The organism is Rothia similimucilaginosa (assembly GCF_029850875.1).
Classification (GTDB): Bacteria; Actinomycetota; Actinomycetes; order Actinomycetales; family Micrococcaceae; genus Rothia.
Genome location: NZ_JAOVAM010000005.1, coordinates 24,183 through 36,327 on the forward strand (window position 1 = coordinate 24,183; position 12,145 = coordinate 36,327).

General features: G+C 56.6%; 6 protein-coding genes. All 6 read right to left on the reverse strand.

Annotated elements, in window-relative coordinates; translation table 11 throughout:
- Window positions 1-49 precede the first annotated feature (49 nt).
- The 6 genes from QFX05_RS04885 to QFX05_RS04910 all read right to left on the reverse strand — a co-directional run bounded on the left by QFX05_RS04885 (window position 50) and on the right by QFX05_RS04910 (window position 12,106).
- A complete protein-coding gene (locus QFX05_RS04885; RefSeq protein WP_279741432.1) occupies window positions 50-1,753 on the reverse strand; it encodes an ABC transporter family substrate-binding protein in 1,704 nt (567 codons plus the stop codon).
- Window positions 1,754-2,008: 255 nt separating this feature from the next.
- Window positions 2,009-3,709 (reverse strand): ABC transporter family substrate-binding protein, encoded by a 1,701-nt coding sequence (locus QFX05_RS04890; protein WP_279741434.1) that lies wholly within the window; start codon window positions 3,707-3,709, stop codon window positions 2,009-2,011.
- A gap of 331 nt (window positions 3,710-4,040) precedes the next feature.
- Window positions 4,041-5,750: an ABC transporter family substrate-binding protein gene (locus QFX05_RS04895; RefSeq protein WP_279741436.1), complete on the reverse strand. Its 1,710-nt coding sequence runs from the start codon at window positions 5,748-5,750 to the stop codon at window positions 4,041-4,043.
- A gap of 444 nt (window positions 5,751-6,194) precedes the next feature.
- Window positions 6,195-7,895, reverse strand: coding sequence for an ABC transporter family substrate-binding protein (locus tag QFX05_RS04900; protein WP_279741437.1), 1,701 nt, complete (start codon window positions 7,893-7,895; stop codon window positions 6,195-6,197).
- Window positions 7,896-8,305: 410 nt separating this feature from the next.
- Entirely contained in the window at window positions 8,306-10,036 is a 1,731-nt protein-coding gene (locus QFX05_RS04905; RefSeq protein ID WP_279741438.1) for an ABC transporter family substrate-binding protein, read from the reverse strand.
- 369 nt (window positions 10,037-10,405) lie between these two features.
- Entirely contained in the window at window positions 10,406-12,106 is a 1,701-nt protein-coding gene (locus QFX05_RS04910) for an ABC transporter family substrate-binding protein (RefSeq protein WP_279741440.1), read from the reverse strand.
- Window positions 12,107-12,145 lie beyond the last annotated feature (39 nt).

Consider the following 12,145-nt stretch of genomic DNA (forward strand, 5'->3'; position numbering starts at 1 on the left):
CTACAGGACGACTAGAGCATTACCGAAAAGGGTATTACTCCCGTCTGTTCTACTCCTGCCAGCCAACGTTGACCCAGTAGTCAGCGCTGGTGTAGCTCTGCTTGAACAGGGACGGACCGTAGTTCGCGACCTTAGCCTTGACAGCGGCGTACATCGGGCCGTTTGCGTAGGGCAGGTACACTGCGACCTTCTCGTAGTAGAGCTTCTCCGCCTCGTTAGCGATCTTGATGCGCTCGTCTTCCTTCTCGGTGTTCTGCAGCTTCTCGATGAGCTTATCAACTTCGGGGTCACCGACTCCGAACACCTCGGTGGTGAAGAAGTAGGGTGCCGAGGAAGCCAGGTCGGGCAGAACGCCCCAACCGGTGAAGATTGCTTCGTAGCTCTTCTGGCCGAGCACGGAGTTGGAGTTCGACTGCGGCTGGTTGTCAGCGCTCAGGCGGATACCTGCGGACTTCAGCTGCTGCTCCAGAATCTGGTAGACAGCCTGGTAGACCGCCTCGGAACCGAAAGAGGTCAGAGCGAAGCCAGCAACCTTGCCGTTCTTAGCGTAGTAGTCGCCGGACTTGGAGTAGCCTGCGGCCTCCAGAATCTTGCCAGCTGCCTGTGCACCGGTGTCACCAGCGTAGTTGTTCTGGTAACCCTTCTGGAACGGCATTGCGATGATGGAGCCGGGCAGCGGCTCGGTCCAGCCGAGCTGCGAGAAGTATGCCTTAGCGATCTGCTCGCGGTCCACAGAAGCAAGGATTGCGCGGCGCAGTGCCAGATCCTCGATGCGCTTGGGGTTCAGCTGAATGACGTTGACGTTGGTGTTCTGGCTCTGGCGAATCTCGGTGCCAGCCTGGCCCTTCACAGCGTTGTAGCTGGTTGCGCCGATGAAGGTGAACGCGTCCAGTTCGCCGTTCTTGAAGCTTGCACGGATTGCTTCGGAGTCCATCTGACGCCAGATGATGCGGTCCAGGACCGGCTTCTCGCCCCACCACTTGTCGTTCTTGACCAGGGTGAGAACCTTCTGGGAGGAGTTCCACTCGCCAATCTTGAAGGGACCTGCCCAGTACTGGTCGAGGGGCTTGTCAACGAAGCCTTCGTTGAAGAGGTTGACATCTTCCAGTGCGGGGTGGATTGCGAAGGCGCACAGACCCTCGGAGGGGTAGTACGGGGTCTTCATGGTGACCTTAACGTGGAAGTTGTCGCCGTCCACAGCCTCGATGCTTTCAACCTGCTGCCACATGGTGTTGTCGGTGATGTGGTAGGGGTTGTCGGTGGTTGCGCGGTAGACCTTCCAGCAAGCCTGCACAGCCTTCACGTCCATGGGGGTGCCGTCGTTGAAGGCAGCCTTGGGGTTGATCTTGAAGGTCGCGGTCTGCACACCGTTGACGGTTTCGGTCTTGTGCTCGAGGCAGAACTCGGGGTTGAGGGTGCCTTCACCGTCAGGGCTCATAGTGTAGAAGCCCATAACAGCGGGGATGTTGCAGGGTGCCAGCGCATCCAGGTTGCTGGAAGTATAGCCGCTCTGGGTCTGCAGGTTGAAGTTGGGGCCCAGCGCAGTAGCTGCGAGGGTCAGGGTTCCGCCCTGCTTGAGGGAGGAACGGTCCTGCTTGTTGACCTGAAGGTTCTTCAGAATATCTTCAGCGTTGCTAGCGGCGCTACCGCCAACCTTTTCCTTCGAGCCGCCGCAGGCAGCCAGCAGACCGACGGTGCCGAGGGCAACGGTGCCGGTCAGGAGGGTACGGCGAGAGACAGACATGCTCTTCATGGAATTTCTCCTAGAGTATTCGCAGTGTTGTGGAGTCGGTACGCGAACGGTGCGTAGCCAGCACTCCAACCCGGCGGGAGGACAGTCTCTGCCGGGGTGGGCAGAATGCCCACATTTGCTTTTAAGTATATCCTTGCTACTCTCTAGGGCATGGAAAAGCGGCGCGCTACAGAAGGTTTTAATCCTTTTGTAACACGCCGCGGTAGCGCTTTTGCCCTTATGGGGTGTGTGAGCTGTGCTCAGCGCTTAAGATTTTTACTTTTCCCAACCGACGTTGATCCATACGTTCGGGTTGTAGTAGGGCAGACCGAAGAGCATGGGACCGTAGTTCGCCAGGCCCTTACGGCATGCCTTGAAGTTTGGGCCGTTGTGGGTCGGGACGTAGATTGCGACCTCGTCCATGTGGCGCTTCTCCAGCTCGTTCATGATCTTGAGCTGTTCCTTCGGGTCCTCGGTGGACATCATGGTTGCTGCCAGCGAGTCCAGGTCCTTACCGTGACCGTTGTTGGTCGCGGAGATGTAGAAGTAGTTCGCTGCGTCCACCGGGGAGGTGGTGATGCCGTAGCCGCCGCTCTTGATGGTGAAGTTCTTCGCAGAGATGATGCTTGCCATTTCGGATGCACCGTGGTTGTCGATGCTCAGCTCAATACCGATTTCCTTCATCTGCTGGGTGAGGAACTGTGCGGTGGAGCTGACGACCGGGTCGGTACCGAAGGTGGTCACCGAGTAGGAAGCCTTAACCCCGTCCTTCTCGTAGTAGTCGCCATTCTTGGTGTAGCCTGCATCCTCGAGGATCTTGGTAGCTACGTCCTTGCCGAGCTTGGTCGGGTAGTTGTCCTGGTAGCCTTCCTGCATGGGCAGCATGCACATGGAGCCGGGCAGGTTTTCCTTCCAGCCAAGCTTCTCGTAGCGCAGCTTCAGCAGCTGGTCACGGTTCAGAGCTGCAACGAATGCGCGGCGTACGGGCAGGGGCATCTTTTCGGGGTTGATTTCGTAGTTGCCCACGGCCAGTGCGCTACCCTTGCGGATATCGGTGTTTGCCACGCTGGAGAGCTCATTGTAGGAGCTGAGGGTGCTTGCGTCAGCGTAGTCGATTTCGTTGTTCTTGAATGCTGCCTGCTCTGCCTGGGAGCTCATTTCACGCCAGATAATACGCTCAAGCAGAGGCTTGGTGCCCCACCACTTCTCGTTGCGGACGACGGTGAGCACCTTGGAGGAGGAGTTCCACTCGCCGACCTTGAAGGGACCTGCCCAGTACTGGTCGAGGGGCTTGTCGTTCAGGCCGTCGTTGAAGAACTTGGGGTCGGCGAATGCCGGGTGCAGGAACGAGGTGAAGCTGCCTTCGATGGGGTACCAGGGCTTGGACATGGTGACCTTCACGTGGCGGGTATCGCCGTCCACAGCCTCGACGCTTGCGACCTGTTCCCAGATGGGCGAGGGGGTGATCTGGTAGTCCGAACCGGATGCCGCGGCGGTGTAGATGGTCTGGTAGCTCTTGACGGCGTTCACGTCGATGGGGGTGCCGTCGTTGAAGACTGCCTTGGGGTTGATCTTGAAGGTGACGGTCTGCACGCCGTCAACGGTCTGAGCCTTGTATTCGGTGACGTAGTCCTCGTTCATGTGGCCTTCACCGCGGAAGTCGGAGTAGTAGCCGCCAGTGAATGAGGAGTTAATTGCCGCCTGAATATTTAGGTTACCTGCGGTGTAGCCGTTGGTGTTGAGGATGTTAAAGTTCGGGCCAATGCCGTCTGCGCTCAGTCGCAGCTCGCCGCCATCCTTGAGGGCGGAGCGGTCCTTCTCGTTGTAGGAGACTGCCTTGGAAAGGTCGTCGCCAGCGGAGAGAGCGTTGCTTTCGTTCTTGGCGGAGTTGCCGCCGCAGGCTGCGAGCAGGCCGACGGTACCCAGGGCAACGGTGCCGGTGAGCAGGGTACGACGGTTGAGAGTGAAAGTGGTCATTAGTTTTCCTCAGTTAGGTGGGATGCTGCTTTGCTGTACGCGGGGGAACACAACCCGCACACCTTTGTGACAGCACACACATTTTGCATTGGCAACAGTATACACACATTTCCCACACAATATGACCCAGTTCACCATTCCAGGGAAATATTTCAGTCAATCCCCGAAACCACCCCACCACAAAACCACCCTTCAAAAACACAGAAAAGCCCCGCAGTACCCCACCTCTGAGGCGGAATACCGCGGGACTTTACCCTTCCGGAGTCTTATGCCGGCGCCTCCGAAAATTCAGAAACCCCCGGATAGAAATCCAGAAAATTAACCTGTGGCTTTAGTTCTGCCAACCCACATTGACCCAGCGCTTGGGGTCGGCGTAGCTGGTTGCGAAGAGGGAAGGACCGTAGTTAGCCAGCTTCTCCTTCACAGCTGCGTAGCTGGGACCGTTGCCGTAGGGGAAGTAAATAGCAACCTTCTCCATGTGCTGCTTCTCAGCCTCAGCAGCCATCTTCAGCTGCTCATCATGGGATTCCTTCTCGTAAATGGACGCAATGAACTTATCCAGCTCGGGATCACCCACACCCTCGTTGATTTCGCTGGTGTAGAAGTACTGAACGCTGTCTGCGGGGTCAGCACCAATACCCCAACCGGAGAAGGCGCAGTCGTACTGCTTGGAGCCCATCACGGAGTTGAACTGGGACTGCGGCTGGTTATCCTGCTCGAGCTTAATACCTGCCGCCTTGAGCTGCTGCTCAAGGTTCTGGAACTGAGCCAGGGAGGTTGCATCCGAACCGAAGTAGGTGATGGAGAAGCCTGCAGTCTTGCCGTCCTTGGCGTAGTAGTCGCCGGACTTGGAGTAGCCTGCTGCCTCCAGGATCTTTGCCGCAGCCTCGGCACCGGGGTTGGTGGGCATAGCGTCCTGGTAGCCCTTCTGGAAAGGCATAGCAATCAGGGAGCCGGTCAGAGGCTCTTCCCAGTTGATCTGGCTGAACTTGACCTTAGCCAGCTGGGAGCGGTCAACCGCGGCGAAGACTGCACGGCGCAGGGCGGTGTCGGTCACGCGGGTCGGATTGAACTGCAGGTTGACGACACCGACACTCTGACCGGAGCGAATCTGAACACCGGGCTGACCCTTGACAGCGTTGTAGGTTGCCAGGCCAGCAAAGCCGATACTGTCCAGCTCGCCATTCTTGAACGCTGCGCGCTCTGCTTCGTCGCCCATTTCGCGCCAGATAATGCGGTCCAGCAGAGGCTTCTCGCCCCACCACTTGTCGTTGGGCACGAGGGTGAGGGTCTTAGCCGAAGAGTTCCACTCGCCAATCTTGAAGGGGCCGGACCAGTACTGATCCATGGGCTTGTTCACGAAGCCGTTGTTGAAGAGCTCCTTGTCGGTCAGTGCGGGGTGCAGACCGAGCAGGCCGAGGGTCTCAGCGGGGTACAGGGGCTTGGACATAACGATCTTGACGCGGGTCTTGTCGCCATCCACGGGGTCGATGGACGCCACCTGCTGCCAGAAGGGAGCTGCGATGACGTTGTAGCCGTCATCGGGGTTGCGGTAGACGGTCCACGCGGCGCGGATTGCCTCAATGTCAACGGGGGTGCCGTCGTTGAAGACAGCCTTAGAGTTGAGCTTGAAAGTGATGGTCTGCACGCCACCAACGGTCTCTGCCTTGTAGTCGCTGACATAGTCGTCGTTGAGGCTGTATTCGCCAGCAGGGCTCAGGGAGGTGAAGCCGATAGCGGAGGGAATGTTGCAGGCGCCACCGAATGCGGTGAGGTTCTCGGTGGTGTAGCCGCTCTGAGTCAGAATGTTGAAGTTCGGGCCGATTGCGGAGACGCTACCGCGGAAATCGCCACCCTGCTTGAGGGAGGAGCGGTCCTGCTTGTTGATTTCGAGGTTCTTGACGATTTCCTCGGTGCTTGAAGCAGCCTTACCGCTGATCTTCTTGTCAGAGCCACCACCGCATGCAGCGAGCAGGCCGACGGTACCCAGGGCAACGGTGCCGGTCAGCAGGGTACGGCGGTTAATACGTAGATGAGTCATGTGTTCTCCTCGTGCCGGAGGGCTCAGGTGCTATTCGATAAGCGCACCGTGTTGTGCGCCGTTTTTTGCGGGAGCGCCGAAGCTCCCGCCCATCACCTTTGTGAGAGCCCCCACATATTTTGTAATTGAAACACAGTATACCCCCAAAAGAAGCGACGCAGACCACAGTCCAGGCTCTGGAAGAACTATACACTGTCTAAAAGTCATAGATTCAGCATCTGAACCCGCATCATCACGCGGAAGCCGCGTGCAAAAACTAAAAAATGAAATATTATGTCGCATTGGCGCGCGAGCGTGTCACATCCAATACTTTGAGAGTCATTACAGGGTAAAAGCATATCAACGGGTAGCTAAAGCACCCCTGCACCTTCCAAAAGAAAAAGCTCCCCCGCCCCTATACGACACTGCGAAAACGTATAGGGGCGGGGAGCTTAAAACTGCGGCTTATGCCATCCAGCCGACCGTAGACCAGTCAGTACTCTTGAAGAGGAACGCACCGTAGTTAGCGAGCTTCGGGCGGCATGCCTTAAAGTCTGGACCATTGAGGAACGGGACGAAGAGGCAAACCTCGCTCATGTGCTTCTTCTCAATTTCGTTGCACTTCTCGGCGCGCTTAGCGTCGTCGAGAATGGTGACCATCTCGTCGACCATAGCGTCGATTTCGGGGGTGCCGACGCCGTTCCAGTTCTTGGAGTGGTAGAAGTACTCGGCAGCACTGGTCGGATCGGAGCCCACACCGAAGCCCGAAATGCTTACGTCGTACTCGCGGTTACCAACAACCTTCGAAAATTCGGACTGTGCACGCGAATCGAGTTCGAAGTTAATGCCGATTTCCTTCATGCTCTGAATGAAGGTCTGTGCCTGGCCCTTGGTGGTGGCGTCATCACCGAAGGTGGTCAGCTTCAGGGTGATGGTCTTGCCGTCCTTCGCGTAGAAGTCGCCAGACTTGGTGTAGCCTGCGTTCTCCAGGACCTTGCGTGCTTCCTCCGGGTTACGTGCCGGGTAGTTGTCACGGTAGTACTGGGAGGAACCCATCAGAAGCATCGAGCCGGGAACTTCTTCTTCGTAGGGCAGACCCTGGAAGCGAATCTTTGCCAGGGCACCACGGTCGATACCCAGGAAAATTGCCTTACGCACGGCAACATCAGTGATGTGCTGTGCATTCAGGTTCATGCCGCCAGCGAAGAGTCGGTGACCGCGGCGGATCTCGGAGTTCGCAACGTCCTTCATCTCATTGTAGGCGCTGAGGGTACGTGCTTCCACGACGTCCAGTTCGCCATTCTTGTAAGCGGCGCGAGCTGCAGCATCTGCCATTTCACGCACAACAATCCGGTCCAGCTTAGGCTTCTCACCCCACCACTTGTCGTTGGGCACAGCGGTAAAGGTCTTCTCGGAGGAGTTCCAGCCGTTGGGTGCCAGAGTGAAGGGGCCGCAACCGAGCTCGGGGTGGGGATTGTCCACGAAGCCTTCATTGAAGAGGTTTACGTCAAGCATTGCCGGGTGCAGGATTCCGCCGAAGAGCAGACCCTTGAGGGGGTTGTGTGCAGTCTTGAAGACAACGCGTGCGTGGTAGCGGTCGCCGTCGATAGCTTCAACACTTTCGATGAACTCGTAGATACCTGCTGCAGCAATCTTATATTCACCCTCGGGGTCACGCTGAATCTGCCAAGTTGCCTTGAGAGCCTCAATGTCGATGGGGGTGCCATCATTGAAGACTGCCTTGGGGTTCAGGCGAACCTCTGCGGTAATCTTGCCATCTACTTCCTTAGCTTCGAAGCCGAGGCAGTAGTTGGGGTCGATCTCATCTTCACCCTTGTAGGTGCTGCGCCAGATGCCGGCGCTGGCGATAACACCCATGGTTTCGGAGACGGAGGTGCTGGAGCCGTTCTGGGAGAAGCGGTTGAAATCCGGACCCAGGGAGTAGGTGCTCAGGTTCAGGGTACCGCCCTGCTTGAGCTTCGAGGGGTCCTGCTCGTTAATTTCGTAGAGCGGGGTTTCGCTTGCCTTGTGCTCGGTCTTGGAGGATGAGGAGCCACAAGCGCTCAGTACGCCGGCAGCAGCGACGGCGGTTGCGCCGCCAAACAGTACGCGGCGGCTCATGATCGGATTGAATCCGGAGAGGGAGGGGATGGGGTGGGGGCTCATGATGGGCTCCTTGTGGGTGTAGACTGCGCTAATGCAGTGTTTGCAGTGTAAAGTGGGTGGCTCGTATGCTCTGGCGGCGGGGTTTCCGCTTACAGGAGCGCCTGCCATCTGCGGTGATGGGCGGGCAGGTCATGCCATGGAAAATAATGTGACCTAAATCTATGTTTTAAGCCACATTTAATATTTTTAGTAGTGTACACCACACACGTCACTACAAGTGTGCACCACGATAAATATTTCTTAATTATTACGACAGAACCTAAATCCACCTCACCAAAACCCCACCACCCGTCGCGCCGCACGCCCTCCCCCGCCACCCAAAATCCCGCCTCCCAAAATGACTAACGGGCACAGCAAAGCGGGTCGAACGCGCACATACGCATTCGACCCGCTCACAAGACAGGCTCCTTTTAGGAGTTCATCCAACCCACAGCAGCCCAGTCCATCGACTTATACAGGCGCGGACCGTAGTTAGCCAGGTTCTTCTTGACCATTACAAAGTCCGGACCATTGGTGATGGTGCTCAGGAAAGCGAACTCAGCCATGTGCTTCTTCTCAATCTCATTGCAGGCAAGGTTACGCTCCTTGTCGTCCTCAATGAGAGTCATAGCATCAATGAGGGCGTCAATTTCCGCGCTACCGATACCCTCGTTGTTCTCGGAGTAGTAGAACTGCTTGGTACCCTCGGTTGCATCAGCAGAGACCGAGTAACCACTGAAGGAAATATCATAGTCCCAGTTGCCCAGAATGGTGGCGAACTCACTATCAGCGTGCTGATCAATCCGGATCTTGATGCCAACATCCTTCATCTGCTGAGTGAAGGTCTGAGCCTTACCCTTAGTGGTCGGATCGTCACCGAAGACCACCACTGCGCAGCCAGCCTTCATGCCGTCCTTCTCGTAGTACTCGCCGTTCTTGGTGTAGCCGGCAGCCTCCAGAATCTTCTGCGCCTCCGAAACACTGTTATTCGGGGTCGGGTAGTTGTCCTGGTAGTAGGGCGAGAACGGCATGTGAATCATCGAGCCGGGAATCGATTCTTCATAAGGCAAGCCCTGGAACTGAATCTTTGCGAGTGCTTCACGGTTGGTACCGACGAAGATCGCCTTACGCAAGGCAGCATCCTTGACGCGGCGGGGATTGATATCCAGACCACCGGCGTAGAGGCGGGTGCCCTTACGCAGTTCGGTACCCGCAATGTTTTTCACCTCAGCATAGGTGGAGGAGGTGCTTGCACCGATAGCGTCAATTTCATCGTTCTTGAACGCGGCACGTGCAGCGCTGGACTCCATCTGGGTAAAGACAATCTTGTCCAGCAGGGGCTTGGTGCCCCACCACTTGTCGTTGGGTACAATGCTGAAGGTCTTTGCGGTGGAGTCCCAGCCCTTATCCGCCAGGGTGAAGGGGCCAGCCCAGTACTCGGGGTGGGGCGCATCCACGAAGCCGTTGTTGAAGAGCTCGACGTCTTCCAGTGCGGGGTGCAGAATCTCAGAGAAGAGGCTCTGCAGCGGGTAGAAGGGCTTGGAGAAGGTGACGGTTGCACTGTAGTCGTCTTCGCCCTTTTCTACGGATTCAACGAATTCGTAGATGCCGCTGGAGACAATGTTGTAGCCGTTATCCAGACTCTTGAAGATGTTCCAGGTGGACTGGAGCGCCTTGTAGGTGATGGGGGTGCCATCGTTGAAGACAGCCTTGGGGTTGAGCTTGACGGCAACCTGAACCTTGTCGCCCTTCTTGCTGTGCTCGAAGGAGACAGCGAAGTCGGTGTTCAGCTTGTAGGTGCCATTAAAGTCGAGGTTCCACATGCCAGCCTGACTGATGGTGCTCATAACGTTGACGTTATCGCTGGTGTTACCGCTCTGGGTGTAGAAGTTGAAGTTCGGACCGATGGATCCGGCGGGCAGGCGCAGGATGCCGCCCTTCTTCAGGCTGTTCACATCCTGAGCGTTGATGTTGTAGAGGTCTTCGATATTGGCACCGGCGCCGGCTGCCTTGGTCTTTTCGGAGCTTGCGCTGCCGTTGCCGCAGGCGCTGAGCAGACCTACAGCTCCCAGAGCCGCGGTGCCGCCAATGAGGGCGCGGCGGCTGAAGCTGTTCTTGGTCGCTTCGTGGCTACTCGCGGTGTATGCGGTGTTGGCGGTCATGGGAGTGGTTTCCTTCTGTCTTGTGCGGGCGAGTGTATCCTGTATTCCCGAAGTAATGATTATTTATGCAGAGCACTGCATAACTTTGTATGACTTCACTGTAGCGCACCTCGAGAGTGGAAGCCAAGCATTTTTCACAATATTTCTTAATATTTATCGTGTTTTTTGAATATTCATACTATGAATACCCTGTTTTTACACGAATTTTTCGGTTTTACACCGGATAGCTATACCGCCCCCCCCCGCATCGGTACACAAAAACACCCAAAGCGCTTCCTCCAGATATGCAAAAAGTGTCCACCCGGATGATCCGGGTGGACACTTTCAATAGCTCTAGGCTATTCACCTAGCAGGTGAAGGGATGAGGACTTACTTAGCCCAACCAACCTTCTCCCAGTGAATGCCGGTGCCCTGGAAGAGGGACACGCCGTAGTTGCGCAGACCCTTCTTCACGAACTTGTACTCGGGGCCGTTGATGAGCGGAATCAGCACTGCAAACTCAGCAAGGTGCTTCTTCTCGATCTCGTTGCAAGCCTGGTTGCGTTCCTTGTCGTCAGCAATGAGCTTCATCTTTGCGATCATCTCATTGATCTCGTCGGAACCAGCTTCCTCAGGCTTACGGCGCATGTAGAACTGCTCGGTAGCCTCGGTAGCATCCGGGGAGTTCGGAGCGAAACCGGAGGAGGTTGCGTCGTAGTCCTTGGAGGTCATGGTCTTGTTGAACTCGCTAGCAGCACGGGAGTCGAGCTCAGCATTAATGCCTACGGACTTCAGCTGCTGAACCAGGGTCTGACCGACGGCCTTGGCGGTGGGGTCCTCACCGAAGATGGAGAACTTGAAGGCCGCCTGCTTACCGTCCTTCTCGTAGAACTCACCGTTCTTGGTGTAGCCTGCCTCTTCCAGAATCTTGGATGCTGCGGCGGCATCGTTGTTCGGGGTCGGGTAGGTGTCCTGGTAGTACTCGCTGAAGGGCATGTGAATCATCGAGTTGGGAAGCTTCTCTTCGTAATCCATACCCTGGAAACGAACCTTGGCGAGAGCCTCACGGTTCAGACCAGTAACCACAGCGCGACGCAGAGCAACATCCTGCATGCGGGCGGGATTCATGGTCACGCCACCGGAGAACAGGCGAGCGCCTCGGCGAATCTCGATGTTAGCAACGTCCTTGAGCTCCTTGTATGCGGAAGCGGTGATAGCACCAATCGCGTCAAGCTCATCGTTCTTGAACGCTGCACGCTCAGCAGTGGGATCCATCTGACGGAAGACAATGCGCTCCAGAACGGGCTTCTCGCCCCACCACTTCTCGTTGCGGGTCAGAGTCAGGGTCTTCTCGGTCGAGTTCCAACCACCTTCAGCAATGGTGAAGGGGCCAACCCAGTACTCGGGGTGCGGCTTGTCAACGAAGCCTTCGTTGAAGAGGTTCTTATCTAGCAGAGCCGGGTGCACAATGCCAGCGAAGAGGGTATTCAGCGGGTAGTAAGGTGCGGAGAAAGTTACCTTCACCTTGAAGTCATCACCGTCGCGCTCCACGGAAGCAATGCTGCTGTAGATGCCGCTGCTTCCGACCTTGTAGTCACCATCGGTGCTCTTGAGGATGTTCCAGGTAGCCTGCAGAGCCTTGTAGTCGATGGGGGTACCATCGTTGAACTTAGCCTGGGGGTTCAGCTCAATGGAGACGACGGGCAGACCGTTTTCTTCGGCGACATCGAAGCTCTTCGCAAACTCGGGAGCCAAAGTGCGCTTACCCATGGGGTCACCCTGCCACAGGCCTGCGTAAGCCACGGGGCTCATAGCGGTCTGGGTGTACAGGGAGTTGCCATCCGCGCTGAAAAGGTTGAAGTCCGGACCAATACCCGGAATAGCCAGGCGCAGAGTGCCGCCATCCTTCAGCTCAGAAACAGCGGCCTCAGCAAGGTCATAAAGCTCCTTAGTATCGGTGCCCACGGTTGCACCCTTGGTGGTTGCCTTGGAGTTCTTGGACGAGCCGCACGCAGCCAGTACGCCCACGGTACCCAGTGCTGCAGCGCCACCGAGAACGGTACGACGGTTCAGGATGAAATTCTTCTCCATGAGAGTGTCCTCTTATACGTTTGACCCTCAATAATCCTG

Coding starts and splice junctions, on each gene's coding strand:
- QFX05_RS04885 (WP_279741432.1), bottom strand. CDS start 1,753: ATGAAGAGCATGTCTGTCTCTCGCCGTACCCTCCTGACCGGCACCGTT.
- QFX05_RS04890 (WP_279741434.1), bottom strand. CDS start 3,709: ATGACCACTTTCACTCTCAACCGTCGTACCCTGCTCACCGGCACCGTT.
- QFX05_RS04895 (WP_279741436.1), bottom strand. CDS start 5,750: ATGACTCATCTACGTATTAACCGCCGTACCCTGCTGACCGGCACCGTT.
- QFX05_RS04900 (WP_279741437.1), bottom strand. CDS start 7,895: ATGAGCCCCCACCCCATCCCCTCCCTCTCCGGATTCAATCCGATCATG.
- QFX05_RS04905 (WP_279741438.1), bottom strand. CDS start 10,036: ATGACCGCCAACACCGCATACACCGCGAGTAGCCACGAAGCGACCAAG.
- QFX05_RS04910 (WP_279741440.1), bottom strand. CDS start 12,106: ATGGAGAAGAATTTCATCCTGAACCGTCGTACCGTTCTCGGTGGCGCT.